Genomic DNA, 25,380 nt, shown 5'->3' on the forward strand with positions numbered 1-25,380 from the left:
GACGCCATCCGCTAGCATGCGCCCACACCGGAGGACGCCTGTGCCATGGCCCACGTACTGATTCCCCTGCCCCACCAGGACTTCGACCCGAGCGAAGTCGCCGTGCCGTGGCGCATCCTGCTCGAGGCGGGGCATCGCGTGACGTTCGCCACGCCGGACGGCCGCGTGGCGAGCGCCGATCCCATCATGCTGAGTGGTGAAGGGCTGGACCCGTGGGGCTTCATGCCCGGTTTGCGCAAGCTGCGCCTGTTCGGCTTGATGCTGCGTGCGAATGCCGATGCACGGCGCGACCACGGCGCGCTGGTGAAGGATGTGGCGTTCAACGCGCCCATCGCCTGGGAGGCGATCGATGCGGGGCGCTTCGACGGCCTGCTGTTGCCGGGCGGGCATTGCGCGCGCGGCGTGCGCGCGTACCTGGAAAGCGAACAGCTGCAGCGCGTGACGGCTGCCTGCTTCGCCGACGACAAACCAGTGGCCGCGATCTGCCACGGCGTGGTGCTGGCCGCGCGCAGCCGTGGCGCTGACGGCCGTTCGGTGCTGCATGGTCGACGCACCACCGCGCTGACCTGGGCGTTGGAGCGATCCGCCTGGTCGCTCACGCGCGTCACCCGCTTCTGGGATCCCGACTACTACCGCACCTATCCGGACGGCGCGGGACAGCCGGCAGGCTACATGTCGGTGCAGCAGGAAGTGACCCGCGCGCTGGCCCGGCCCGCCGATTTCCTCGACGTGCCGCGCGATGCCCCGCACTACCGCCGCAAGACATCCGGCCTGGTACGCGACAGCGACGCCGACGACAGGCCGGCCTTCGTGGTGCGCGACGGCAATTACCTGTCCGCGCGCTGGCCAGGCGACGTGCATCGCTTCGCCGCCGAGTTCGCCCGGATGCTGGCCAAACCGGCGCCGGTGGCCTGAGCTCCGGGGCCGCCAAGAAATTTTCCTGCTCGGCCGGCAAGTCCCTGCCGGGACTCGGATAGAACCGCTTATCCACCGACCTATCCACAACTTGTTGGGTTGACCGGCTCGTTGGGGCCCGATATGTTGTGCCTCGTCGGTGCCACTCTCAGACCCACGGTCGGACTGGCTCAATAGGGAATCCGGTGAGAATCCGGGACTGCCCCGCAGCGGTAAGCGGAAACGAAAGCCATCAACGCACTGGCCCCCAGCGGCTGGGAAGCGGGAGCGAGTAGGCCGGGTCGCAAGACCCAAAGTCCGCGAGTCCGAAGACCTGCCGACACATTGCGGCCAGAACGCTGCAATGAATGGTGACGGCTTCCGCGGGGAGGCGCGTCGACGCGACGGGCGACTGCCCGGCCGCTCGACCGTCCGTGGCATCCGCATCGTTTCAGCCCTGCGCGCGGGAGCAGGCGGTTGATGACCACGCTTGGAGCGAAGTCGCCATGCAACCTATCGATACCACCTCGCGCGAACGTGATGACGATCGTGCGGACGCTACTGCTTTCCCCGCCGAGACCGCCGTGACCGAAGCCCCCCGTATGGATACGCCCTTCACGCTCACCCCGCCACACAGTCCCGGCCAGATGCGCGTGACCAAGCGCAACGGCCGCCAGGAAGTGGTGGACGTCAACAAGATCGTGCGCGCGGTGACCCGCAGCAGCGAAGGCCTGCACGGCGTCGATCCGCTGCGCGTGGCGCTGAAGACCATTGGCGGCCTGTACGACGGCGCCACCACCCAGGAACTGGACGAGCTGTCCATCCGCACCTCTGCCGCGCTCACCGCGGAAGAACCCGAGTACGGCCAGCTCGCCGCCCGCCTGCTGAGCGCGTACATCGACAAGGAAGTGAGCGGCCAGGAAATCCAGAGCTTCTCGCAGTCGATCGCGCGTGGCGCCGAGCTGGGCATCCTCAACGCGCGCCTGCGCGACTTCGTGACCACCAATGCGCGCAAGCTCAACGACGCGATCGATCCGCACGCCTCGCGCCGCTTCGAATACTTCGGCCTGCGCACGGTGTACGACCGCTACCTGTTGCGTCATCCGCAGCTGCGCAAGGTGATCGAGACGCCGCAGCACTTCTTCATGCGCATTGCCTGCGCGCTGGGCGGCAGCGAGATCGGCGAGACGCTGGAGCTGTATCGCCTGCTCTCCTCGCTGGAATACATCGCCAGCTCGCCCACGCTGTTCAACGCCGGCACCGCGCACGAACAGCTCAGCTCGTGCTTCCTGCTCGACTCGCCGGCCGATTCGCTGGAGTCGATCTACGAGAAGTACGGTGACGTGGCCAAGCTCAGCAAGTTCGCCGGCGGCATCGGCCTGGCCTACTCGCGCGTGCGTTCGCGCGGCTCGCTGATCAAGGGCACCAACGGCCATTCCAACGGCCTGGTGCCGTGGCTGAAGACGCTCGACGCCTCGGTCGCCGCGGTGAACCAGGGCGGCAAGCGCAAGGGCGCGGCCTGCGTGTACCTGGAGCCCTGGCACGCGGACATAGAGGAATTCCTCGAGCTGCGCGACAACACCGGTGACGAGGCGCGTCGCACCCACAACCTCAACCTGGCCAACTGGATCCCCGACGAATTCATGCGCCGGGTGGAGAGCGACGGCGACTGGTCGCTGTTCGATCCCAAGGTGGTACCGCACTTCGTCGACAGCTGGGGCGAGACGTTCGAGCGTGCCTATCGCGAGGCAGAAGCCAGCGGCATGGCAGTGAGGAAGGTGAAGGCGCGCGAGCTGTATGCCCGCATGCTGCGCACGCTGGCGCAGACCGGCAACGGCTGGATGACCTTCAAGGACCGCAGCAACGCCACCAGCAACCAGACGGCGAAGGCGGAAAACGTCATCCACCTGTCGAACCTGTGCACCGAGATCCTGGAAGTCACCAATGCCGACGAAACGGCGGTGTGCAACCTCGGTTCGGTGAACCTGTCGCGCCACGTGGTGGACGGCCGCTTCGACTTCGACAAGCTCGCCGCCACGGTGCGCACCGCCGTGCGTCAGCTCGATCGGGTGATCGACCTCAACTTCTACCCGATCGACACCGCCAGGACCGCCAACAGCAAGTGGCGCCCGGTCGGCCTGGGCGTGATGGGCCTGCAGGACGTGTTCTTCAAGCTACGCCTGCCGTTCGACTCGGCCGAGGCGCTGGCGCTGTCCACGCGCATCGCCGAGGAGGTCTATTTCAACGCGCTGTCGCAGTCGAGCGAACTGGCGATGGAGCATGGTGCGCATCCGGGCTTCGCCGAAAGCCGCGCCGCCAATGGCGAGTTGCAGTTCGACTACTGGTCCAACGCCAAGCCGAACGACCAGGCACGCTGGGACGCACTGCGCGAATCGATCAAAGCCAAGGGCCTGCGCAACTCGCTGCTGATCGCCATCGCGCCGACGGCCACCATCGCCTCGATCGCCGGCTGCTACGAATGCATCGAGCCGCAGGTGAGCAACCTGTTCAAGCGCGAAACGCTGTCGGGCGACTTCCTGGTGGTGAATCGCTACCTGGTCGAAGAGCTCAAGACGCTGGGCCTGTGGACGAGCGACATTCGCGACGCCATCAAGCTGGCCGAGGGTTCGATCCAGGGCATCGCGTCGATTCCCGAACGCCTGCGTAGCGTCTACCGCACCGTGTGGGAGCTGCCGCAGAAGGCCTTGATCGACCTGGGCGCCGCGCGCGGCGCTTATATCGACCAGAGCCAGTCGCTGAACCTGTTCATGGAAAACCCGAACATCGGCCAGCTGAGCTCCATGTACATGTACGCCTGGAAGTCGGGCATCAAGACCACCTACTACCTGCGCTCGCGCCCGGCCACCAAGATCACCAAGACCACGGTGTCGGCGGCCCCGGCAACGAAGGCAGCGCCGCCAGCGGCCGATCAGGAACAGGCGACCGCGGCGGTGTTCTGCTCGCTGGAGAATCCGGAGTACTGCGAGGCATGTCAGTAAGGCGTCCCCGTGAACGCGGGGATCCAGTGGCTTTTGCGTGACCGGAAGGCACTGGATTCCTGCTTTCGCAGGAATGACGGTCAAGAGTGGATGCCGTCGAAAAGATCGTTCCAGTAAGGATTGGACCTTTCTACAAGCTCAATTTTCCACGCGCGCATCCACTTCTTGATGGCTTTCTCGCGACGGATGGCCGACTCCATGGTTTCGTGCACTTCGTACCAGACCAATCTGTGGACGCGATAGCGATGGCTGAAACCCTCCACAACGCCATTTTGATGTTGCCAGACCCGGGCGACCAGGTTCGACGTCACGCCGGTGTACAAGCTACCGTTTCGACGGCTGGCCAGAATGTAGACGCAAGGTTGACGAATACGCAAAGGACGGGATCCAGATGGCTTACGCCCGAGCTTGCTCCCGGCCAAAACCCAACTCGATCGTCATCCCCGCGAAAGCGGGGATCCAGCGACTCTTTCCGACACGTTTCGGCGCATTGAGGGAAGCCGCTGGATTCCCGCTTTCGCGGGAATGACGTGCAAAAAGACAAATGCTCGGCGCTCAGGCGCGCGGCAACCACGAGGAACTTCATGTCCGCCGAAACCACCCGCAACCCGCACATCCTCGATCCCGGCTTCGAACTCACCCTGCGCCCGATGCGCTATCCCGAGTTCTACGAGATGTACCGCAACGCGATCAAGAACACCTGGACCGTCGAGGAGGTGGATTTCTCGCTGGACGTGACCGACCTCAAGTCGAAGATGTCGGATGCCGATCGCCATCTGATCCATCGGCTGGTGGCCTTCTTCGCCACCGGCGACACCATCGTGTCGAACAACCTGGTGCTCAACCTGTACCAGCACATCAACGCGCCGGAAGCGCGCATGTACCTGTCGCGCCAGTTGTTCGAGGAAGCGCTGCATGTGCAGTTCTACCTCACCCTGCTCGACACCTATATTCCCGACCCGACCGAGCGCAACAAGGCGTTTGACGCCATCGAGACGATTCCCTCGATCCGCCAGAAGGGCGAGTTCTGCTTCAAGTGGATCGACTCCATCCAGGGCCTGCAGCGCCTGCAGACGCGCGAGCATCGGCGCCAGTTCCTGCTCAACCTGATCTGCTTCGCGGCCTGCATCGAGGGCCTGTTCTTCTACGCGGCCTTTGCCTACGTGTACTTCCTGCGCTCGCGCGGCCTGCTGCATGGCCTGGCCTCGGGCACCAACTGGGTGTTCCGCGACGAGTCGGGCCATATGGCGTTCGCCTTCGACGTGGTGCGCACGGTACGTTCCGAGGAGCCGGACCTGTTCGACGACGAGATGCGCGCGCAGGTCGAGGCGATGCTGGAAGAGGCGATCGCCTGCGAAACCCAGTTCGCCGAGGACGTGCTTTCCGGTGGCGTGGCCGGCCTCTCGGCCACCGAGATGCGCCAGTACCTGGAGTACTGCGCCGACCAGCGCCTGGTGCAGCTGGACCTGCCGAAGAAATACGGCTCGAAGAATCCGTTCGACTTCATGGACCTGCAGGACGTGCAGGAAGTGACCAACTTCTTCGAACGTCGCGTCTCGGCCTACCAGGTGGGCGTGCAGGGCGAAGTGGCGTTCGACATGGCGTTCTGATCGTGGCCGGGGCGCGGCCTTGCGCTGCGCCCCGGTTCAGGCGGACCCCTAGCCCCTGGCGCCGAAGAACCGCCTGAGCGAGCGCGACAGCCAACCGCCCTCGTGCGCCTGCGCGCTGACGTCGCGCATGTGGTGGCGCACGGCGTCGACGATGGCCTTGTCGTCGTTGCGGATGTGGTTGAACAACCAGTGCGACAGCGTCTGCAACAACTCGTTGCTGATGTCCTCACCGGTGCGGAAGCGCAGGCGGTATTCCGAGACCCGCTTGACGAACACCTCGTGGACGCGCTTGTGCGCACGGGTGAACTCGTAGTCGGCGTCCTCCATCAGTGATTCTTCGAAGGCGAAGTGGGACAGCGTGTAGTCGACCAGTTCGTCGAGGATGTCGTTGAGTTCCTGACGGTCGCGGCGATCCATCGCATCGTGCAGATGGTTGATCATCTCGACGATGCGCCGGTGCTGGTTGTCGATGACCTTGATGCCGGTGTTGAGGTCGTCCTGCCAGGCCATATAGGGCATGTCGCACCCTCCGTTGTGCGTCGTTGCACCTATTGGCGGGCATGTCGAAGGTCAACCGGATGACATGCATCAAGCCCCCCGGCAGGCGTGCGCGATCGCGACACTACACCGCACACACGCGTGCGGCGGACGGCTGCACCCCGTCCGCCGCCGCCAGCGCTTACTTCGCCGGCGCCGTGCCGGCCAGGTTCACGAAGGGCAGCGCGCCGCCACCGTTGTAGGTCGGCAGGTGGCCGTCCCACTTCTCGATGGCCGACATCTGCAGCACGTTCGGGTTCTGGCGCAACGCGTCGCCCTTGAGTGCAATGGAGCGTGCCTCGGCTTCGGCGATGGTGATGCGCGCCTGCGCCTGGCCCTGCGCCTCGGCCTCCACCTTCTGCGCCTCGGCCTGCGCCTGCGCCACTTCGTTCTGGCGCTGTTCGGCCATCTGCGTGGCCTGGATCTTGGCGTTGATCGACTGCACGACGTTTTCCGGCAGGCGCAGTTCGCCGATCCAGTAGATCTTCTCCACGTCGATGCCTACGGCCGACACTTCCTCGCTCACGTCTCTCTGCACCGACTCGATCAGGCTGGCCTTGCCCTTGCCGTACACCGATTCGATGTCGAGGCTGGAGGCTTCCTTGACCAGGGCATCGCGGATCATGTTGCGCAGGTAGATGTCGGTGATCTCGTCGATGCCCTTGCGGTATTTCTGGAAGATCAGCGTGACCTTGGACGGATCGATGTGATACGTGATGCCCACGTCGGCATTCACCGTCAGGCCTTGCGCGGTCTGGAAGCTGATCGACTCGTCCACCGGGCGCCCTTCGGCGGCGGAGCGGGTGAAGGTGTAAGTCTGGGTAAAGGTGGGGAAGGTGTACATCTCGTAGCCCCAGCCCACCCAGTAACGGCCCGGCGGAAGTTCGTGCAGCGAACCCTTGTCATCGCCGTACATCTGGAACTTCACGCCGACATTGCCGGCGGGCACCTTGGAGCAGGCGGCCAGCAGCAGGACGGAAAGCATCGACAGCACGGTCAGTACGCGTTTCATGGCTTGATCATTCCTTGTGAGTGAAACCGCGGCGCAGCAGCAGATAGCCCCACGCCACCAGCAGGGCGAGCAGAACCAGGCCGACCAGCACGGCGGACGTGCTGCTGGCCGAGATCAGCTCGGGCCCGATAAAACCGACATACACCAGCAGGCACAGCACGAACGGCCACAGCCGATGCGCCAGCCAGGCGACAAGCGTCTTCATGGTTTTCCCCTTGGGCAGGAAGTCAGTGGTGGTTGCCGGTATGGACGTCCGGACGACAGTCATCTGGCGCGGTGCGTGCGCCGCACCGCCGGACGGCCAGGATGGACGGTTGGGAACGCTAACCCGCGGGCGAACGCGATGGCCGGAAGCGGCTGGGCGGGATGGCGACCTGGATGGATGCAGCCTTCATAAAAGCGCACTCCGATGCGCGCTGCTGGATGAGGACGGCGCGCAGTCTACTCCGCTTTTTGTGCAACGCAACATGTCGCTGCATCACGCGCACCCGACCAGCGACCTATTGACTACAGCTGTAGTCACGACGTAGCTTGACTACACGTGTAGTCACCGAGGCCGCGAACATGTCCAAGCCAACCATCGGCGACCAGGAGCTGGCGCTCCTGCAGTACATCGCCGAACACAGCCACGCATCGGTCGGCGAGGTGGCCGCCGGTTTCGGCGAACCGCGCGGGCTGGCGCGCTCCACCGTGCTGACCATGATGGAGCGCCTGCGCAGCAAGTCCTACCTGCGCCGTCGCCAGGTGCAGGGCATGTACCGCTACAGCCCGGCGACCGGTCCCGGTGAAGTCATGCGCAGCGCGGTGGGCCAGTTCGTCGAGAAGACGCTGAGCGGCTCGGTGTCGCCGTTCGTGGCGTGGATGTCGGAACGTGCCGAGGTCAGCGAAAGCGAGCTGGCCGAGCTCGAGGCACTGGTGGCGCAACTGCAGTCGCGGCGCAAGGAGAGCTGACATGGACTCCCTCGTTGCGTTTGCCGAGGTATTGCTTAGCCGGCTTGGCTGGACGTCCGTGCAGGCGACGGCGCTGATCGGCGTGGTGTGGCTGCTGGGGCGCCTGTGCCCGCGCCTGCCCGCCAGCTGCCGCAGCCTGCTCTGGTGGCTGCTGGGCGTGCAGCTGCTGCTCGGCCTGGTGGTGGCGACGCCGGTGCAGCTGCCGCTGCTGTCGCCGCCGACGGCGATGGAGGCAGCCACGTCCGTGCCCATCGTCGCCAGCGTGAGCCCACCCGCCGAACATCACGTCACGGGCTTCACGCGTGCCGCGGACCCGCTCCCCGCGCCGGTTGTCGATGCCCCGGCGGCAGCGCCAGCGGCCGTGGCGCCGAAGCAGGACGCATCGCCGCTCCGATGGCCGCTGGTGCTGCTGGCGTTGTGGCTCACCGGCGTGCTGCTGCAGTTGTTGCTCGCGGCGCGCCAGTGGATGGATGCGCGCGCCGTGGTGCGCCTGTCGCAACCGCTGGATGATCCGGGCCTGCAAGCCGCATGCGCCTTGCAGGCCCGCTCGATGGGCCTGCGCCGCTGCCCCTCGTTGCGCGTCTGCGATGCCATTGCCTCGCCCCAGGTCACCGGCCTGTGGCGCCCCACCGTGTTGCTGCCGGCGCGTCAGAGTCTCTCCGCCCAGGAATCCGCGCTGGCGCTTGCCCACGAACTGGCGCACCTGCGTCGTGGTGACCTGTGGATGGGCTGGGTGCCGGCCATGGCGCAGCGACTGTTCTTCTTCCATCCGCTGGTGGGCTGGGCGATGCGCGAATACGCCCTGCATCGCGAGGCCGCGTGCGATGCACAGGTCGTGCAGCAGCACGCCGCGGCACCGCAGGACTACGGCCGCCTGTTGCTTCGGCTGGGCGTGGCGCACCCGCTGCACGCCAGCCTCGCCGGCGCTTCGCCCACCTTCAACAATCTCAGGAGACGACTGACCATGCTGCAACACGATATGCAGAACCCCATGTCGCGCGCACGCGGTTGGCTGGTGGTGGCGCTGGTGGCCATGGCCGGCGTGCTGCCCTATCGCGTGACCCAGGCCGCTGCCGACCCTGCGGCACCTGCCGCGGCAAGCTCGGCCGCCAAGGCTGCGGTGGCGCCCGTCGCCGCCACCCGGGCCACGCCCGCCGCGGCGGCGGCACCCGCTGCGAAGACAGCGCCGGCGACCCAGGCGGCCGCCGCCTCCCGCCCGCTGCCCGCCAGCGCCACGTCGCCCGCCGCGATGACACCGCCCGCGCCGCCCGCGCCACCGTCACCGCCGGCCGCCGTGGCACCTTTGCCGCCGGCACCGCCGCCGCTGCCTCCGCTGCCGCCTTTGCCGTCGGCTGCCAGCAACCTGCATGCGCGCCACGTCGACATCGACATCAATACCGAGGCCAGGAATGGCTTCGCACTGTTCGACCATGGCGGTGACACGATCCTGATGAATGGCACCGAGGGTGACATCAGCGCGGCCAGGCTGCAGCGCAAGAACGACGAATCGCTGATCTGGTTCCGCCGCGGCCAGCAGGCTTACGTGATCCGCGACGCCGCCACCATCGAGCGTGCCCGCACGGCGTACGCCCCCATGCACGAACTGGCCACGATCCAGAGCCGCATGGCCGGTGCCCAGGCCCGCCTCGCCGGCGCGCAGGCCCGGCTCGCCGCGCGGGACAGCGTGGCTGCCGCCCGCATGGGTGCGCTGGCCGCGCACCAGGGACAACTGGAGTCGCAACTCGGCGTGCTCGAATCCCGGCGGGCGGAACTTGAGGCGCGGCCGGGCGTGACCAGCGCCGACCTGCAGCAGGTCGATACGCAGATCCGCGTGATCGACAACCAGATCAAGTCGCTGGCGGAGCGCCAGCAGAAACCGGCCGACGACAGCGACCTGCGGCGCCAGCAGGCCGACATCGAGCGCCAGCAGGGCGAGCTGGAACGCCAGCAGCACGCCCTCGAGCTGCGCGAACATTCGGCCAGCGCGCAGGCTGACGGTCAGATGGACAAGCTGCTGGACGAAGCGATCGCCAAGGGGATCGCCCAGCCGGTGAGCCGCCGCTGAGGCAGCCCGCACCGATGCCCGCTCTTCCGCGTTACGCCATCCTCTCCCGGCGGGAGAGGATGGCGACGGCACCTCAGTCCTTCGGTGGCTTCATGGCGTACTCCTTCGGCGGCGTGTCGCCGGCGAGGTTGCGCACGAAGTAGTCCCAGCGCTTGCGCATCATGTAGTTGGCGGCACTCGCGTAACCATGGTGCGCGTTGGGGATCAGCAGCAGGTCGAAGTCCTTGTTGGCCTTGATCAGCGCGTCGGCCACCAGCAGCGTGGCGTACGGCGGCACGTTGTCGTCCATGGTGCCGTGCGCAAGCAACAGGTGGCCCTTCAGGTTGGCAGCGTGGCTCTGGTTGGCCTGGTCGTCGTAGTTGGTCTTGCCGTCCTTGCCGGTGGTCAGCAGGCCCTGCCACTTCTCCGCCCAGTCGTCCTCATAGTTGCGGTTGTCGTGGTTGCCGCTTTCGGCAATGCCCACCTTGAAGAAGTCCGGATAGCGGAACATGGCGTCGGCGGTGGCATTGCCACCGCCGGAATGGCCCCAGATGCCGACGCGGTCGAGGTCGATCCACGCGTGCTGCTTGCCCAGTGCCTTCAGCGCGGCCACCTGGTCGGGCAGCGTGTTGTCGCCGATGTCGCCGAAGTAGGCATCGTGGAAGGACTTCGAGCGCCACGGCGTGCCCATGCCGTCGATCGCCACCACGATGAAGCCCAGCTCGGCCAGCGCCTGGTGATCGACACGCGCCGCGGCGAAGCTGCGCGAGCCGACCGAACCGGTCTGCGGGCCCGGATAGACGTAGTCGACGACGGGATATTTGCGGGACGGATCGAAATGCGTCGGCTTGAACATCAGCCCGTAAAGCTCGGTCTTGCCATCGCGCGCCTTCACCGTGAACGCCTCGGGCGCCTGCCAGCCCGCGGCACGCAAGCGCGAAATGTCCGCCTGGGCGATGCTGCCCACCACATGGCCGTCGTCCGCACTGCGCAACACCGTGACCGATGGCGTGGCCGGCGTGGAGTAGGCGTCGGCGAACAGACGTCCATCCGGCGACAGGGTGATCGTGTGGTCGGCCGGTTCCGGCGCCAGCAGCACCGGCTTGCCGCCGTCGAGGCTCACCTTGTAGAACTGCTGGTAGTACGGGTTTACGCCCGGCTCGCGGCCCACGCCGCGGAACCACAGCGTGCGCGTTTTCGCGTCAAGCCGGAGCACCTCGGTGACATTGCCCTCGCCAGCCGTGATGGCGTGCTTGAGCCTGCCGCTGTCCAGATCGTAGAGGTACAGGTTGCCCCAGTTGTTGCGCTCGCTGAACCACACGACTTCATGGCTGTCCGGCAGGTACTGCCAGTTGACCTTGCCGGTGCCGCTTTCGTAGTAGGTGGGCACGCTTTCGTCGAACACGGTGCGCACGTCGCCGGTATGCACGTCGGCCACGCGGAACCAGGCCTGCTTGTGGTCGCGTGACGACGACACGAAGGCCAGCGTCTGCGCGTCGGGCGCCCACTGCACATCGTCCCAGCCGCCGTCGCGACCGCAGCTGACGTCGTCGCACAGGGTCGAGCGGTGCTGGTCCGGCGCCATCTTCAGGCGAAGCACCTTGCGCTCGGCGACATCGACGACCACGCGCTCGATCATCGTGACGTCCTTGTCGCCCACCAGCGGGTACTTCCACTTCTCCACCACCGGATGGCCGACGTTGGTGCCGACCAGCACCATCTCGCCGGTCTTGCGCTGGTCCTGCTGGAAGGTGGCGATCTGCTTCGAATCGGGCGACCATACCAGGATGGCGTGATCACTGTGCTTCCAGCCGGCGTTGTCGGTGGCGTAGCCGTAGTTCTCCACGCCATCCATGGTGAGCGGGGTTTCCTTGCCGGTGGCGACATCGCGCACCCACAGGTTCCAGGCCCGCACGAAGGCCTCGCTGCGCTTGTCCGGGGAAAGCACGCCCGGCTCGTGGCCATAGCCGGTGGCGCTCTCGTCCCGGCCTGCGCTGCACACGCCCGCGCCCTTGAGGTCGCACAGGTAGTGCTTGCCACGAAGGTTGACGTCGAGGCGGCCATCGGCAGCGGCGTCGAAGTCGGTCACGCCAAGCTTGCCGGCGTCTACCGGCTTGCCCAGCAGCTTGCCGAGCGCGGTGGCCAGGCGTGCCTGGTCGAATGCCGGCGTGGCCTTGCCCGTGGCGGCGTCGTAACGAAGATAGTGGTCGCCACCGGCGTCATGGTCGCGATACCAGAAGTGGCCGGCGTCCTGCCACGTCACGCTGGTCACCGCGTGATCGACCAGCGGCGTGGTGTTGTAGCCGACGAACCGTTCCGCCCTGGCGTAATCGTCGCTGGTCAGCGTGCTGCCCTGTGCGGCCACGCCGGTCGACAGCGCGCCCAGCACCATCGCGCCCAGCAGGCGCGAACCACGTGAACTAAAAACCATACTTGCTCCCCGGAATGACCGCCGATCCACGGCGCCGGTCACGGCGCCCCTGTCTGAAGCTGCATCGTACTGGTACCCGCGGGCGCGGGCGCCTGCCATCAGTCCCGCCCCGCGCTCCGCTAGGCAAACTTCATCAGGCATACCCCGACCGTGATCAGGCCCAGGCCCATCCAGCCGGAACGGCGCAGGTGTTCCCCGAACAGGGTGATGCCGAGCACCGCCGTGGCAATCAGGCCGACGCCGCCCCACACACCGTAGGCCACGGACAACTGGATGCCGCGGATGGCGTAGCTCAGGGCGGTGAACGCCGCCAGCGCGCAGACAATGGCCGCGATCGCCGGCCGCTTGTGCTCGAAGCCGTGCGAGTGCTTCATCAGCACGTTGGCGGCGATTTCCAGCGCGATGGCAATGGCCAGGTACAACAGGTGGACGGGCGCGAAGTCAGGCAGCATGGTCGCCCCCTCGCGACGGCGTGGCCGGCGCCTCGTCGGTGCCGCGTTCCAGCAGCACGATGCCCGCGATGATCAGTGCAATGGCCACCAGCTTGACCGGCTTGAGGTCCTCGTCGAACAGCCATGCGCTGCACAGCGTGATCAGGACCAGGCCCAGGCTTTCCCAAGCGCCGTAGGCGACGGCGAGCGGAATGCGCTTCACCGCCAGCGCCAGCGAAGTGTAGGAAAGCACCAGCATCACGCACATCACCGCGCGGCCGGCGGCATGCGACGCGTTCTGGCTGCCGTATTTCATCGCCAGCGTGCCGATCACTTCGGTCACGATGGCCGTCACCATGTAAAGCCAGTAGCGCATGCGGTCCTCCTTGCAGCGGCGCGACCATGCTAACCGCTTGCGCCGTGCCCGGCGCCGGCGGAGCGAGGGGCTCAGGACATCAGCGCAGGTGCAGCCAGTGCAGGTGCACGCCGTTGGCGCGGTCTTCGGCGCGAAAGCCTTCGCGCCCTTCCGCCACCACGCCCCACACGCTGCGCAGGCCTTCACCCAGGGGGTCGTCGATGCGCACGTGTTCGCCCAGCGCGATCGGGTAGCGCGTCTCCAGCATCATGACCTGGTCGCGCTCCCACACCAGCACGGCGGGCCGGCCGGACGTAGCGCCCCAGCCGATGTGCACCTGCACGTCCTTCGGTGCGTAGGCGCCGCGATTGTCGAGCTTCCAGTGCTCCGACTTGCGCAGCAGGGCCTGCAGGCGTGGATCGCTCCAGTCCACCTGGTTGGCTTTCGAGTGTGGCTTGTGAGCGGTCATGCAGATCAACATCCGGTGGGGTAGACACTACCGACGGCGCCGACTGCTGCCGCCGACTGTTCCCCACCTGCCTCCGATGTGCGGGAAGCCGGCAGGCCGTGCCTGCGCGCGCGCCCGACGGGCATGGACCTGCCATGGACGGATGGCGCGCTTAGCCGGTTATCGGCCAGCGCGGACCCGACTTGAGGGCCGCCCCGCCCCTGACAGGGGTCTTGCCTATGCCATCAGGCACCCCTCGCGCGCACTTCTGCGCGCCCTGCTTCCCGCTGATACTGCGCGACGAACCCCCTCGGAGGCCTTGCCATGCGTGCGCCGCTCGTCGTGTTCGCCCTGAGTCTCGTCGCCCTGCCCTGCCTTGCAGGCACGCCCACCCCCACCGAGCAGTTGGCCAAGCCACCTGCGAATGCACAGAAGTTCACCATCCTGTCGACCGCCGGCAGGCACGGCACGTCGGCGCGCTGGACCACGCCCGACGGCGCTCGCATGGGCCGTGAAAGCCTGTTGCTGCGCGGGCAAGTGTTCGAACTGGACAGCCGCGCCACCCTGGGTCACGACGGCATGTTCGACAAGGTGGTGATTCGCGGCCGCACCCCGCAAGGCGATGCCGGCGAGACGTTTTCGGTCAAGGACGGCACGGCCTCGTGGAAGAGTCCGGTGGATGCCGGCTCCGCGCCTTATCGCAGTGCCAGCGAGTACAGCAGCTTTGGCGGTCCGATCGACGTCAACGCCGACATGATCGAGCAACTGCTGGCAACGCCCGGCAAGTCGCTCGCGCTGTTGCCCGGCGGCCAGGTCAAGGCGGAAAAGCTCACCACGGCGACGGTGGGCGAAGGCAACGCGAAGAAAACCGTCACCGCCTGGGCGATCACCGGCCTGTCCAACACGCCGGTACCCGTGTGGACCGATGCAGCGGGCAAGTTCTTCGCTTTCGTCAACGGGCTTTCCTGGCTGCCGGTCGGCTATGAAGGTGCGCAGCCCGCGCTGGAAAAGGCCCAGTCCGATGCGCTGGCGGTGCATGCGAAGGAACTGGTGCCCCGGTTGCTGAAGATGCCTGCCGGTGCCGTGGCCTTCACCAATGTGCGCGCCTTCCTCGACGGCACGCATTTCGCCGACGGGCAGACGGTCGTGGTCGAGCAGGGCGTGATCACCCAGGTGGGCCCGGCGGCTTCGGTGAAAGTGCCGGCGCATGCGCAGCTGATCGATGGCAAGGGCAAGACGCTGGTGCCCGGCCTGTGGGATGCACACCAGCACGTGGCCGACGATGCCAGTGGGCCGATGCTGCTCTCGCTCGGCATCACCTCGGTGCGCGATCCGGGCAACATCAACCCGCTGACCGTCGCGCGCGCGGAGCGCCGCGCCAAGGGCGAACTGCTGGGTCCCAAGGTTTATGCGTCGTCGCTGATCGACGGCAAGGGGCCCAACACGGCTCAGGTGGCGAGCGTGGCCACGTCACAGGAGGAGGCAATCAGCCTGGTGCGCAAGGCCAAGGCCGAGGGCTTCACCGCCATCAAGATCTACGGCACGTTCAACCCGGCATGGGTCCAGGCGACGGCCACCGAGGCGCACCGACTGGGCCTGCATGTGCATGGCCATCTCCCGGCGGGCATGCGGCCGGCCGAAGCCATCGACGACGGCTATGACGAGATCACCCACATCTACTTCGTGATGATGCAGGCGATGCCCGACTCGGTGGTCAAGGTATCCAACGGCATGGCGCGCTTCGAAGGACCCGGTCGCTATGCGAAGGACGTCCATCTCGACAGCGAACCGATGAAGTCGCTGATCGCCACCATGGCGCAACGCAAGATCGCCTCCGACCCCACCCTGGTGGTGGCCGAGAGCCTGTTTGTACCGGAGAACGGCGATCTGTCGCCGGCCTATGCGCCCTTCGTGGGCACGCTGCCGCCGGCCGTGGAGCGCGGCTTCCGGCAGGGCGGCTTCGCCGTGCCCAAGGACCTCACGCGTGCCGACTACCGCGCCAGTTTCGCCAGGCTGCAGGCGCTGGTGGGCGCCATGCACAAGGCGGGCGTGCCGATCGTCGCCGGCACCGACGGTTCCGGGCTGGAACTGGTGCGAGAACTGGAACTGTACGTGCAGGCCGGCTTCACCAATGCCGAGGCGCTGGCCGCGGCCACGGCGGCACCCGCCCGCCTGGTCGGCGCCGACCAGCGCACCGGCACGATCCAGGTCGGCAAGTCGGCGGACCTCGTGCTGGTGGACGGCAATCCGGCGGTCACCATCGGCGACCTGCGCCATACCGAGGTCGTGATGATGGACGGCAAGCTGATGGATGCCGCTGCGCTGCGCACCGAAGGCGGCCTCAGCGCGCGGCCGGCTTACGTGGACTGAAGCAACCGGGCCGGATCGGCATGGATCCGGCCCGCGCCCGCGCCTCCACGGGCCTCGCACTCGACGGCTCCCCGCCGCAGTGGCAATGTTCGCCAGACCCCGGGCCGCATGGCCCGGCCTTGCGCTTCCGCTGGCCTCCAGGGGCCCGCGCGGGGAGAAGGCCCATGACACATCTGCTGATTTCGATGCTGATCTTCGCCAGCGTGTTCGCCTGCGCGCTGATCGGCATGTACGTGCGCACCCGGCTGCCGGGGCATCACGTCGACGAGGAGTCCGGCAACGCCATCAAGCTCGCCACCGGCCTGATCGCCACCATTGCCGCGCTGGTGCTGGGCCTGATGATTTCATCGGCCAAGGGTTCGTTCGATACGGTCAACAGCGATCTCGAACGCAATGCGGTGAATATCCTGCGGCTGGATCGCACGCTGGCGCAGTACGGACCGGAAGCGCAGGACCTGCGCGTGCTGCTCAAGCGCAACTACGCCAGCTGGATCGACATCGTCGCCACCGGTCCGGCGGCCTCGCTCGGCAGCCCGCAGCTGCTCAAGGGCACCAGGGATTTCCAGCAGCAGCTCGCGCAACTGTCACCCGCCACGGCCACGCAGCGCCAGCTGCAGAATCGCGCGCTCGAGATTTCGGACAACGTGTTCGCTGCGCGCTGGCTCGCCCTGCAGACCAAGAAGGGCGCCATTCCGATGACCTTGTTGCTGGTGCTGGCGTCGTGGCTGTGCGTCATCTTCGGCACCTTCGGCCTGTTCGCGCCACATAATCACACGGTCATTTTCTTCTTCCTGCTGTGCGCGCTGTCGGCCGCCGGCGCGATCTTCGTGATCCTGGAAATGGATACGCCGCTCAACGGCATCGTGAAGGTGTCGGTGGCGCCGATGCGCGAGGCACTGTCGGAGCTCGGCCTGTAGTCGCGGGCCAGGCGCCACGCTCAGGGCACCGTGGCCATCACCTCGGCCAGCCAGTCGATGAAAACGCGCAGGCGCAACGGCAACTGCCGTTGCGCCGGATAGAGCGCGGTTACCGGCAGGGCCGGTGGCGGCATCGCCGGCAGCAGTTCGATCAGCTCGCCGCGCGCCAGTTGACCGGCAATGCGGTAGCGCGGGAACTGCGCCATGCCCAGCCCCGCCTCGCAGCTGCTCAGGTACGCCTCGGTGCCGCTGACCGTGACGCAGGCAGGCAGCATCACCTCGCGCAGCTTGCGTCCCGCCATGAATTCCAGCGCCGATACCCGGCGCGTGGTGGGCGAGGCCCAGTTCACCGCGACGTGGCCCTCGTGCAGGTCAGCCAGCGTTTGCGGAAGACCACGCCGGCGCACGTAGTCGGCGCTGGCCACGGTGGCTTGCGACAGCGTGGCGACGCGGCGGCCGATCATCGTCGAATCCGCCAGCTCGCCCGCACGCAGCACGCAGTCGACGCCTTCCTGCACCAGGTCGATGAAGCGGTCGCTGGTGCCGATGTCCAGCTCGATCTGCGGGTAGCGCGCGAAGAATGCCGGCAGCGCGGGTATCAGCACGTGGCGCGCCAGCGAGGAGGCAAGGTCGATGCGCAGCTTGCCCCTGGGCACCACCGCCGCCTCGCGGAAATCCGCCTCCACCGCGTCGATGTCGGCCAGCAGCCGCACGCAGTGGTTGTAATACACCTCGCCGTCCTGTGTGGGCCGGACGCGTCGGGTGGTCCGCTGCAGCAGATGGGCGCCGACCCGCTCTTCCAGCCGCTTGATGGTGTGGGTCAGCGTGGCACGCGGCAGGCTGAGGTCGTCGGCGGCCCGGGTAAAACTACCCAGCTCGACGATGCGCGTGAATACGCGCATGGCTTGCAGACGGTCCATGGCGATTGTTGGCCTTTTTGGCAACAGACATGGTGATTATTGAGCATTTATCGGCAAGCCGGCGTGTCCAAGAATGCGCTTCCACCTCCCCCCGCACGGAACCTTCCCATGCACATGCGACAGCTCGGCAAGAATGGCCCCTCCGTCTCCGCCCTCGGCCTCGGCTGCATGGGCATGAGCGATTTCTACGGCGCGCACGACGACGCCACCTCCATCGCCACCGTCCACCACGCGCTGGAACGGGGCATCAACCTGCTCGACACCGCCGACGCCTACGGCCCGCACACCAACGAGGTGTTGATCGGCAAGGCCATCCGCGGCCGCCGCGACCAGGCTTTCATCGCCACCAAGTTCGGCATCGTGCGCGACCCCAGCGACCCGGCGAAGCGCGGTATCGACGGCAGCCCCGCCTACGTGCGCGCCTCCTGCGACGCCAGCCTGCGGCGGCTGGGCGTCGATCACCTGGACCTCTACTACCAGCACCGCGTCGACCCGCGCGTGCCGATCGAGGAAACCGTCGGCGCGATGGCCGAGCTGGTGCAGGCCGGCAAGGTGCGTTACCTGGGTCTTTCCGAAGCGTCCGGCGCTACGCTGGCACGCGCCTTCAAGGTGCATCCCATCGCGGCGCTGCAGGTGGAGTTTTCACTGTGGACGCGCGATCCGCAGGAGAACGGCATGCTCGACGCCTGCCGCGCGCTGGGCGTGGGCCTGGTGGCGTATTCGCCGCTGGGTCGTGGCTTCCTCACCGGCGCCTTTGCCAGTCCTGACGATTTCGACGCCGATGACTACCGTCGCAACTCGCCGCGCTTCCAGGGCGAGAACTTCGCCCGCAACCTGCAGCTGGTCGAGCAGGTGCAGGCGCTTGCCGCCGACAAGGGCTGCACGCCCGCACAGCTGGCGCTCGCCTGGGTGCTGGCACAGGGCCCGGACGTCGTGGGCATCCCCGGCACCCGGCGGCGCGACCGTCTCGACGACAACCTCGGTGCGCTCGACGTGAACCTGAGTGCCGCCGAGCTGAGGGCGATCGACGCGGTATTTCCGCCCGATGTCGCCGCCGGCCCGCGTTACGCCGCCGCAATGATGCAGATGATCAACATCTGACCGACGCTGCCCGGCCAACCGCCGCGCGGTCTCCTGCCGGAGTCGCGCGGCAGCTTCAGACGGGCACGGTGCTGCGCCCACCTTGTCGCGGGCCATCACCACGTTGGTGGTGAAGCGCTGGATGTTCGCATGGTCGAACCGCAGGCGCCGGGTGAAGTGCTCGAAGTCGTCCAGGTCCCGCGCGGTGAGTGGACCGACACGCAGATCCACCAAATCTGAGTGCGCGCCTGGTGTTTCACTGACATCGGTCGATCAAGCGCTCCGGCAGCATGGACGTGTCGATCGGCTTCCACGGACCGCCCGACACGCGGGTCGGCTACCCCCCCCTGGCGCCGTCCCACGGGCCCCCGAAAGGGGGCCTTTTTTTGTGCCCTCGGCCGGCCCGTCCACACGGGATGCACAAGCGGCTGCGATATGCTCCGGCGGCACGCGCGACTCGCCGCCAACGTGGATCGGGGGTTCGATGGTCCGATGGATGCTCAGGACGGTGAAGCGGCTGGCGTTGCTGTTGCTCGTCGTGCTGGCCAGCGTGGTCGGCGTGCGTGCCTGGGAAGCATGGCGGGGTCCGCCGCTGCACGCCTGGCACACTTTCGAGCCGCATGAGCTGACCGCGGCGCAACTCGATGCGACGGACTGGAACGGCTACATCGCCGCGGAGCGCGCGATCTTCGACGAGGTGCAGCGCGAGGTGACGCAGCGCCTGCCACCGGAGGACCGTGTCGCCATCAACCGCTACTACGCCGATGCGCCCATCTATCCAGGTCATTTCGCCAAGGACTGGAACCGCTCCTACGAGTTGGCCCCGGACGGCCCGCCGGTCGGCGCCGTGGTGCTGCTGCACGGCCTCTCCGACTCGCCCTACAGCCTTCGCCACGTGGGGGACATCTACCGCCAGCACGGATTCTTCGTTGTCGCCCTGCGCGTACCCGGCCATGGCACCGTGCCCGCGGGCCTGAGCCACGTGCAGTGGGAAACCTGGCTGGCCGCCACGCGCCTGGCGGTGCGGGAAGCCCGTGCGCGGGCGGGCCCGAACGCACCGCTGCACATCGTCGGCTACTCCAACGGCGGCGCGCTGGCCATGAAATATGCGCTCGATGCGCTCGAGGACCCTCGGCTCGCACGACCCGACCGCCTCATCCTGCTGTCGCCCATGATCGGGCTGACCCGGTTCGCGCGATTCGCCGGCATCGCCGGCTGGCCGGCGGTGTTGCCGGCGTTTGCCCAGGCGGCGTGGCTCGACGTCGTGCCCGAGTACAACCCGTTCAAGTACAACTCGTTTCCGGTCAATGCGGCGCGCCAGGCCTACCTGCTCACCGACGTGCTGCAGGGCCAGCTCAGGCGCCTTGCGCAGCATCACCAACTGGATGGCCTCGCACCCGTGCTGGCGTTCCAGTCCGTCGTCGACTACACGGTGAGCGCGCCGGCGGTGATGCATTCGCTGTTCGCGGTGCTGCCGGAAAACGGCAGCGAGATCGTGCTGTTCGACGTTAACCGCGACCCCGCCTTCGACGTGTTGATGCGCCCCGTGTCGTCCGATGCACTGCAGAAGATGCTGCCCAGGGGGCCGCAACGCTTCCGCATCACCGTGCTGGACGACAGGCCTTCCGACGATGCGGTGACCGAGACGACTACGGATCCCGGCGCCACCGCGCCGCATGCGCGCGTGCTGGCGCTGCGCTACCCGCCCAACGTGTTCTCGATGTCGCATCTGGCGCTGCCGTTCCCGTCGGACGATTCGCTGTATGGCACCGAGCCCGACAAGCGCGAGTTCTTCGGCATCCATCTCGGCACCGCGGTGCCGCGCGGTGAACGCGGCGCACTCGTGCTGGACCTCGACACCTTGCTGCGGATTACCTCCAATCCGTTCTTCCCCTATATCAGCGAGCGCATCGAGGAACAGATCGCCCGGCCGGCGCCGTCACGCACACCCGCGGCAGCACCGGCACGACCCTAGGCGGGAAAGCCCGCGAGGTCACTCGCCCGGGTGGTAGACACGCTCCGTATGACCCTGCAGTTGCTCCGGCCAGAAATAGACCGTGCGCAGGTTGCCGGTGGTGTAGCGCTCGGCCTCGTCGTTGAAGTGCGCCGATTCGGGGTGGCCGCTTTCACCACCGGCCGTGATGGCGCGGGCGCGCACCTTGTCGGCGAACTCCACCACCGCCACGAAACTGTTGCCGCCCGTGCCGTAGTAGCGCTTGGTGCCCGGCCAGCGGTGCGCACCGAAGGAGGCGAGCGAACCCCAGCGTGACGAGGTGAAGGGCACCGGGATGCTTGGCTTGCCGTCGTCGAAGGGCTGCTCGATGTCGCCGTTGATGCGCTGGTAGCGATTGACTTCGCCCCACGGCACGCCCCAGTGGCCAAAGTCCCGCTCGAGCCGATCCGATGCTTCGACCAGCGCATCGAGGCGCGCCTTCGGCCCGGCCTTCTCGGCCATGATGTCGTAGACCGACAGGCCTTCGGCCGCATCGGACTTGTCGACCTTGTCCCACAGGATGTCGCCCCAGAACACCGCCAGCGACGTCGGCATCGATGCAATGCCCCAGCGATAGTCCCAGCCGCGCAGCAGCGCGATCTGGCCGGCGAGCTTGGGCCGCAGCGGATCATTCGCCGGCAGCGCGTCGTAGTCGGCGACCAGGATCGGAATCTGTCGCGCGAACGCCGGCAGGTACGAATCGAAGGCCGCCGTGATGAGCGAGGCCTGGGTGAAGTGCTGCTTGTCGCTCAACACCATGGTGGCGTGGATGCCACGCGGGTTCTCGCCGACGCTGTCCATGTAGCGCGGGTAGTCCGCGCGCTTCGGGCTGCTGGCCCCGGCGGCGGAATACGGCCAGTTGTTGGTGTTCATGATCCAGCCGTTGGCCGGATTGAGCACGTGCGGCGCCTGCTCCAGCGGCAGCAGTCCCTGCCAGTCGGTGGCCGGATCGCTGCCGTCGACGGGTTTGGTGTAATCGAAGCGGTCGTCGCGCCGGGGAATGAACTGCGGGTGCAGGTACGCGATCTCGCCCTTGTCATCGGCGAAGATGGTGTTGTTCGACGAATTGGCCTTGAGCGCGGCGATCTTCATGAAACCGGCGAAATCGCTGGCCCGGGTGCGCAGCCAGCTTTGCTCCAGCGCCTCCATCGGCTTGTTCATCAGCGCCGTGGCGATCCACTTGCCATCGTTCTCGCGCACGACGGGGCCGTGGTGGGTCGCATGCACGCTGAAGGTACGCGTGGCCATGCTGCCGTCCTTCGCGCGATAGGGAACGCTGACCTCGCGTGTCGTGACTGGCCGCAGCTCCTTGCCGTAGCGATAGAACAGGCGGCCGTCGCGCCGCTCGATCGTCTCGGCGAACTCGTCGACCACGTCGGCGGTGGTCGAGGTGTGCATCCAGCCGATGTGGTGGTTGAAGCCCTGGTAGATGAAGAACTGGCCCCAGGTGACCGCGCCATAGGCATCGAGGCCGGCGTCGCTGGTCATCTGCAATTCGGAGCGGAAGAAGAACGAGGTATGCGGATTGATCAGCAGCAGAGCATGGCCGTCGGCGGTGAGCTTCGGCGCGATGGCGATGCCGTTGGAACCGGTCGGCTCGACCCAGCTCGAGGGGGTATCGACGAAGGCCACCTTGTCATCGGCCTTGCCGTAGAACGCCTGCAAGTCCTTGAGCGAAACGCGCTCGATGTCGCCGCCGATGCTGCCTTCGCTGAAGCTGAGCGCCATCCAGGGCTCGAAGTGCGTGATCACGCGCGGGTGCACCGCCGGATGGGTGGCGAGGTAATAGTTCAGGCCGTCGGCCCAGGCATTCATCAGCGCCTGCAGCCAGCCCGGGCTCGTGGCATAAAGCCGCTTCAATTCGGGCGGATCGATCCACAGTCGCTGTCGCAGGTCGGACCAGATCGCCTGCTCACCCTCGGCCTGCGCGAGCCAGCCCAGCGAGTTGAGATAGTTGGTCTCGACGCGATTGAAGTCGTCTTCGGCCTGCGTGTACGCCATGCCGAACACGGCATCGGCATCGGTCTTGCCGTGCACATGCGCGATGCCCCAGTCGTCCCGCGTCACGGTGACGGCGCGGGCCTGGCGCTGCCAGCGCGCCTCGTCCGGCGTGCCCGCATGCGCGGCACCGGCGAGGCCCAGGGCCAACAGGGTGGCGAGCGGCAGGGCGCGCAGGGCGGTGACGCGGAAGGGTGTCATGGCGGTCTTGGTCATCAGGTCACGGTGTCTCGGGTAGGCGTCGGGTTCGGTGGCGGTGGCTCTTTCGTGCGCGCCGGGAAGCGGCCATGGCATCACGGCATGGCCAGGCTGTTGTTGCCGCGGTCCGCGTCGGGCAGCTTGTGTTCCGGATCCAGCGTCAGCCTGGCGACGCGTTGCGTCGTATGCAGCGCCAGCTTCGGCGTTGCGCTCTGGCGCCAGGTTTCGACCGGCACGCGCACGTCCTCGTGGCTGCCATCGGCATAGTCGACGCGCAGCGTCGCGGGCATCACCAGCTTCTGCCTGCTGGCCAGCGTCACCACGAGCCCCTTGGCCGGATCGCTGTCCACATAGGCCGCCGCGGTGACACCCATGTCCAGCTGCCAGTTGTTGAGGTACCAGCCACGCCACCACCAGGAGAGGTCCTCACCGGCGGCGCTGCTCATGAAGCGGAAGAAGTCAGACGGCGTGGGATGGCGATACGCCCAGGTGGCGATGTACTGGCGGAACGCCGGATCGAACCGCGCGGGGCCGAGGATCTGCTCGCGCAGCAGCACCAGCCCGAGTGCGCCCTTGAAGTAGCTCACCGGATGGCGGTACTTCTCGGCGACGGCATCGGCCGGCGCCATCATGGTCGGCGCCAGCGGGTCGGCCAGCAGCGGCAGGATCTCGTCCACCGGGTTGCCACCTTTGGGGGCGTACTCGCTGTCGCGCTTGGGCGCGAATTCGCCCTTGTTGAACGCGTCCGACGCGTACACGTCGATGAAGGTGTTGAAGCCTTCGTCCATGAACGCGTTGCGGCGCTCGTTGGAGCCCACCACCATGGGAAACCAAGTGTGGCCGATTTCGTGCGCGGTGATCCAGAACAACATCGGCGCCTTGTCTTCGAAGCCGTCGAACACGATGCCGGGATATTCCATGCCGGCACCGTGGCCCCCGAGATTCACGGCTACCGGCCACGGGTAGGCGTACCACTTCGACGAGAAGTGCTCGATCGAGCCCTTCACGTATTCGGTGGAGCGGTTCCACGCATCCTTGCCCACGCCTTCCACCGGATACACCGACATGGCGAGCGCATGCTTGCCTGCGGGCAGGTTGATGCGCGCGGCATCCCACACGAAGGCCGGCGATGCCGCGAACGCCACGTCGCGCGTGTGCTCCATGTGGAAACGCCAGGTCTGCATGCCACTGGACCTGGGATGGCTGGACGGGTCGTTCACTTCTTCCGGCGCGCGGATCATCACCGTGGCGTCGCTCTGCGCAGCCTGCGCCAGGCGCTGCCGCTGCGCGGCGGTGAGCACCTCATTGCCGTTGGTGAGCGCACCGGAGCCGGCGACGAGGTAGTTCCACGGCACGGTGACGGCGTAATCGATGTTGCCGTATTCGAGGTAGAACTCCGAGCCCAGGTAGGGGAGCGTGTCCCAGCCGCGCAGGTCGTCGTACACCGCCATGCGCGGAAACCACTGCGCGATCTCGTAGATGTCGCCGTTGCGGGTCGGCGTGACCGCCGTGCGTCCGCCCCAGGTGCCGGGCACGGTGTAGTGGTAGCGGATGCGCAGCTTGGCCTGCTTGCCGCCGCCGGCCAGCGGTTGCGGCAGGTCCACGCGCAGCCGCGTGTCGTCGACCAGGAAGTGCACGGGTTTGCCATCGATCTCCACCGCATCGAGCTGGTAGCCGTCGGTGAACTCGGTGCGCGGACGCGGCGATGCGAGCGAGGCGCGCGAATCGCGGCGGTAAGCATTCTGGTCCAGCTGCAGCCAGAGCACGTCGAGCGTGTCCGGGCTGCGATTGGTGTAGGTGATGGTTTCATCACCGCGCAGGCCATGCGTGGACGGGTCGATCTCGGCCTGGATCGCATAGTCGACGCGGTTCTGCCAGAACAGCGGGCCCGGTTTGCCGGCGCCATCGCGGAACGCATTGGCCGCGTCGGGCAGCGTGAGCGGCGCAAACAGCGCCTGCGGGTCGAAGCCGCCGTCCGGACCATCGGCCAGGGCCGGTCCGCACAGCGCGCCGGCCACGAGCAGGCCCGCCGCGATGCGGCCGGCCAGGAGGGGCTTCTTCATGCAGGCAATTCCTTCGGGTCACCCTGAGACTCAGGCGGACACTATAGGCAGGGCATGGCCCTGGCGGACCGGGTCAGTGGTCATGGTCCGGCCCCGCCGGAGCGGTGCACGCGGGCCGCGCGCGTGGCC

The 25,380-nt window shown here is 67.1% G+C and carries 20 protein-coding genes and 1 riboswitch; of the genes, 9 read left to right on the forward strand and 11 right to left on the reverse strand.

Translation table 11 applies throughout. From position 1 onward, the window contains the following. Positions 1-45: 45 nt before the first annotated feature. Together ACXU4B_RS17170 and ACXU4B_RS17175 are read left to right on the forward strand one after the other, a co-directional pair. On the forward strand, positions 46-915 hold the full coding sequence (locus ACXU4B_RS17170; protein ID WP_131413222.1) for a type 1 glutamine amidotransferase domain-containing protein: 870 nt from the start codon (positions 46-48) through the stop codon (positions 913-915). 120 nt (positions 916-1,035) lie between these two features. Next, positions 1,036-1,250, forward strand: a riboswitch (cobalamin riboswitch). 150 nt (positions 1,251-1,400) lie between these two features. Next, positions 1,401-3,893, forward strand: a complete 2,493-nt coding sequence (locus ACXU4B_RS17175; protein ID WP_425481447.1) for a ribonucleoside-diphosphate reductase subunit alpha — start codon at positions 1,401-1,403, stop codon at positions 3,891-3,893. A gap of 80 nt (positions 3,894-3,973) precedes the next feature. On the opposite strand, the gene ACXU4B_RS17180 is transcribed toward ACXU4B_RS17175, so the two are convergent. Then, positions 3,974-4,270 (reverse strand): GIY-YIG nuclease family protein, encoded by a 297-nt coding sequence (locus tag ACXU4B_RS17180; protein WP_131413220.1) that lies wholly within the window; start codon positions 4,268-4,270, stop codon positions 3,974-3,976. 207 nt (positions 4,271-4,477) lie between these two features. On the opposite strand from ACXU4B_RS17180, the gene ACXU4B_RS17185 reads away from it, so the two are divergent. Next, complete coding sequence (locus tag ACXU4B_RS17185) at positions 4,478-5,503, forward strand: ribonucleotide-diphosphate reductase subunit beta (RefSeq protein WP_131413218.1); 1,026 nt, start codon at positions 4,478-4,480, stop codon at positions 5,501-5,503. A 48-nt stretch (positions 5,504-5,551) separates the two neighbouring features. On the opposite strand, the gene ACXU4B_RS17190 is transcribed toward ACXU4B_RS17185, so the two are convergent. The 3 genes from ACXU4B_RS17190 to ACXU4B_RS17200 form a co-directional block, all read right to left on the reverse strand. After that, positions 5,552-6,022 (reverse strand): bacteriohemerythrin, encoded by a 471-nt coding sequence (locus tag ACXU4B_RS17190; RefSeq protein ID WP_131413216.1) that lies wholly within the window; start codon positions 6,020-6,022, stop codon positions 5,552-5,554. 160 nt (positions 6,023-6,182) lie between these two features. Next, positions 6,183-7,052: a prohibitin family protein gene (locus tag ACXU4B_RS17195; RefSeq protein WP_131413214.1), complete on the reverse strand. Its 870-nt coding sequence runs from the start codon at positions 7,050-7,052 to the stop codon at positions 6,183-6,185. A 7-nt stretch (positions 7,053-7,059) separates the two neighbouring features. After that, the gene (locus ACXU4B_RS17200; protein ID WP_131413212.1) at positions 7,060-7,257 is read right to left on the reverse strand and encodes a hypothetical protein; all 198 of its coding nucleotides are present in this window, start codon (positions 7,255-7,257) and stop codon (positions 7,060-7,062) included. A gap of 359 nt (positions 7,258-7,616) precedes the next feature. Between ACXU4B_RS17200 and ACXU4B_RS17205 the strand changes: the two genes are divergently transcribed. Both ACXU4B_RS17205 and ACXU4B_RS17210 read left to right on the forward strand, forming a co-directional pair. Continuing rightward, the gene (locus ACXU4B_RS17205; RefSeq protein WP_131413210.1) at positions 7,617-8,003 is read left to right on the forward strand and encodes a BlaI/MecI/CopY family transcriptional regulator; all 387 of its coding nucleotides are present in this window, start codon (positions 7,617-7,619) and stop codon (positions 8,001-8,003) included. Between the two features lies 1 nt (position 8,004). Next, a complete protein-coding gene (locus ACXU4B_RS17210) occupies positions 8,005-10,068 on the forward strand; it encodes a M56 family metallopeptidase (RefSeq protein WP_131413208.1) in 2,064 nt (687 codons plus the stop codon). Between the two features lie 73 nt (positions 10,069-10,141). Here the strand turns inward: ACXU4B_RS17210 and ACXU4B_RS17215 are convergent, their stop codons facing one another. From ACXU4B_RS17215 to ACXU4B_RS17230, 4 genes are all read right to left on the reverse strand, one after another. After that, the gene (locus ACXU4B_RS17215) at positions 10,142-12,478 is read right to left on the reverse strand and encodes a S9 family peptidase (protein ID WP_131413206.1); all 2,337 of its coding nucleotides are present in this window, start codon (positions 12,476-12,478) and stop codon (positions 10,142-10,144) included. A gap of 119 nt (positions 12,479-12,597) precedes the next feature. Beyond that, positions 12,598-12,930 (reverse strand): multidrug/spermidine efflux SMR transporter subunit MdtI, encoded by a 333-nt coding sequence (gene mdtI, locus ACXU4B_RS17220; RefSeq protein ID WP_131413204.1) that lies wholly within the window; start codon positions 12,928-12,930, stop codon positions 12,598-12,600. Then, positions 12,920-13,285 carry an SMR family transporter gene (locus tag ACXU4B_RS17225; protein WP_131413202.1) on the reverse strand — a complete coding sequence of 122 codons (366 nt, stop codon included), beginning with the start codon at positions 13,283-13,285 and terminating at the stop codon, positions 12,920-12,922. The genes mdtI and ACXU4B_RS17225 overlap by 11 nt, the downstream gene beginning before the upstream one ends. 79 nt (positions 13,286-13,364) lie before the next feature. Beyond that, complete coding sequence (locus tag ACXU4B_RS17230; protein ID WP_131413200.1) at positions 13,365-13,733, reverse strand: hypothetical protein; 369 nt, start codon at positions 13,731-13,733, stop codon at positions 13,365-13,367. A gap of 303 nt (positions 13,734-14,036) precedes the next feature. Here ACXU4B_RS17230 and ACXU4B_RS17235 point away from each other — a divergent pair, with 303 nt between their 5' ends. Next, positions 14,037-16,082: an amidohydrolase family protein gene (locus ACXU4B_RS17235; protein WP_131413199.1), complete on the forward strand. Its 2,046-nt coding sequence runs from the start codon at positions 14,037-14,039 to the stop codon at positions 16,080-16,082. A 164-nt stretch (positions 16,083-16,246) separates the two neighbouring features. Beyond that, entirely contained in the window at positions 16,247-16,999 is a 753-nt protein-coding gene (locus ACXU4B_RS17240) for a bestrophin-like domain (protein ID WP_131413197.1), read from the forward strand. A gap of 20 nt (positions 17,000-17,019) precedes the next feature. Here the strand turns inward: ACXU4B_RS17240 and ACXU4B_RS17245 are convergent, their stop codons facing one another. Continuing rightward, positions 17,020-17,919: a LysR family transcriptional regulator gene (locus ACXU4B_RS17245; protein ID WP_131413195.1), complete on the reverse strand. Its 900-nt coding sequence runs from the start codon at positions 17,917-17,919 to the stop codon at positions 17,020-17,022. Positions 17,920-18,027: 108 nt separating this feature from the next. On the opposite strand from ACXU4B_RS17245, the gene ACXU4B_RS17250 reads away from it, so the two are divergent. Together ACXU4B_RS17250 and ACXU4B_RS17255 are read left to right on the forward strand one after the other, a co-directional pair. Further along, positions 18,028-19,020, forward strand: coding sequence for an aldo/keto reductase (locus ACXU4B_RS17250; protein WP_131413193.1), 993 nt, complete (start codon positions 18,028-18,030; stop codon positions 19,018-19,020). A 463-nt stretch (positions 19,021-19,483) separates the two neighbouring features. Then, the gene (locus tag ACXU4B_RS17255; RefSeq protein WP_131413191.1) at positions 19,484-20,974 is read left to right on the forward strand and encodes an alpha/beta hydrolase; all 1,491 of its coding nucleotides are present in this window, start codon (positions 19,484-19,486) and stop codon (positions 20,972-20,974) included. A gap of 18 nt (positions 20,975-20,992) precedes the next feature. Here the strand turns inward: ACXU4B_RS17255 and ACXU4B_RS17260 are convergent, their stop codons facing one another. Together ACXU4B_RS17260 and ACXU4B_RS17265 are read right to left on the reverse strand one after the other, a co-directional pair. Next, the gene (locus ACXU4B_RS17260) at positions 20,993-23,206 is read right to left on the reverse strand and encodes a penicillin acylase family protein (RefSeq protein WP_131413188.1); all 2,214 of its coding nucleotides are present in this window, start codon (positions 23,204-23,206) and stop codon (positions 20,993-20,995) included. A 77-nt stretch (positions 23,207-23,283) separates the two neighbouring features. Continuing rightward, the gene (locus ACXU4B_RS17265; protein WP_131413186.1) at positions 23,284-25,251 is read right to left on the reverse strand and encodes a M1 family metallopeptidase; all 1,968 of its coding nucleotides are present in this window, start codon (positions 25,249-25,251) and stop codon (positions 23,284-23,286) included. Positions 25,252-25,380: the final 129 nt, after the last annotated feature.

The sequence above is a fragment of the Dyella soli genome (genome assembly GCF_054482295.1).

Coding starts and splice junctions, on each gene's coding strand:
- ACXU4B_RS17240 (WP_131413197.1), top strand. CDS start 16,247: ATGACACATCTGCTGATTTCGATGCTGATCTTCGCCAGCGTGTTCGCC.
- ACXU4B_RS17185 (WP_131413218.1), top strand. CDS start 4,478: ATGTCCGCCGAAACCACCCGCAACCCGCACATCCTCGATCCCGGCTTC.
- ACXU4B_RS17205 (WP_131413210.1), top strand. CDS start 7,617: ATGTCCAAGCCAACCATCGGCGACCAGGAGCTGGCGCTCCTGCAGTAC.
- ACXU4B_RS17265 (WP_131413186.1), bottom strand. CDS start 25,251: ATGAAGAAGCCCCTCCTGGCCGGCCGCATCGCGGCGGGCCTGCTCGTG.
- ACXU4B_RS17195 (WP_131413214.1), bottom strand. CDS start 7,052: ATGAAACGCGTACTGACCGTGCTGTCGATGCTTTCCGTCCTGCTGCTG.
- ACXU4B_RS17245 (WP_131413195.1), bottom strand. CDS start 17,919: ATGGACCGTCTGCAAGCCATGCGCGTATTCACGCGCATCGTCGAGCTG.
- ACXU4B_RS17210 (WP_131413208.1), top strand. CDS start 8,005: ATGGACTCCCTCGTTGCGTTTGCCGAGGTATTGCTTAGCCGGCTTGGC.
- ACXU4B_RS17200 (WP_131413212.1), bottom strand. CDS start 7,257: ATGAAGACGCTTGTCGCCTGGCTGGCGCATCGGCTGTGGCCGTTCGTG.
- ACXU4B_RS17235 (WP_131413199.1), top strand. CDS start 14,037: ATGCGTGCGCCGCTCGTCGTGTTCGCCCTGAGTCTCGTCGCCCTGCCC.
- ACXU4B_RS17230 (WP_131413200.1), bottom strand. CDS start 13,733: ATGACCGCTCACAAGCCACACTCGAAAGCCAACCAGGTGGACTGGAGC.
- ACXU4B_RS17225 (WP_131413202.1), bottom strand. CDS start 13,285: ATGCGCTACTGGCTTTACATGGTGACGGCCATCGTGACCGAAGTGATC.
- ACXU4B_RS17215 (WP_131413206.1), bottom strand. CDS start 12,478: ATGGTTTTTAGTTCACGTGGTTCGCGCCTGCTGGGCGCGATGGTGCTG.
- ACXU4B_RS17260 (WP_131413188.1), bottom strand. CDS start 23,206: ATGACCAAGACCGCCATGACACCCTTCCGCGTCACCGCCCTGCGCGCC.
- ACXU4B_RS17255 (WP_131413191.1), top strand. CDS start 19,484: ATGGTCCGATGGATGCTCAGGACGGTGAAGCGGCTGGCGTTGCTGTTG.
- ACXU4B_RS17170 (WP_131413222.1), top strand. CDS start 46: ATGGCCCACGTACTGATTCCCCTGCCCCACCAGGACTTCGACCCGAGC.
- ACXU4B_RS17250 (WP_131413193.1), top strand. CDS start 18,028: ATGCACATGCGACAGCTCGGCAAGAATGGCCCCTCCGTCTCCGCCCTC.
- mdtI (WP_131413204.1), bottom strand. CDS start 12,930: ATGCTGCCTGACTTCGCGCCCGTCCACCTGTTGTACCTGGCCATTGCC.
- ACXU4B_RS17175 (WP_425481447.1), top strand. CDS start 1,401: ATGCAACCTATCGATACCACCTCGCGCGAACGTGATGACGATCGTGCG.
- ACXU4B_RS17190 (WP_131413216.1), bottom strand. CDS start 6,022: ATGCCCTATATGGCCTGGCAGGACGACCTCAACACCGGCATCAAGGTC.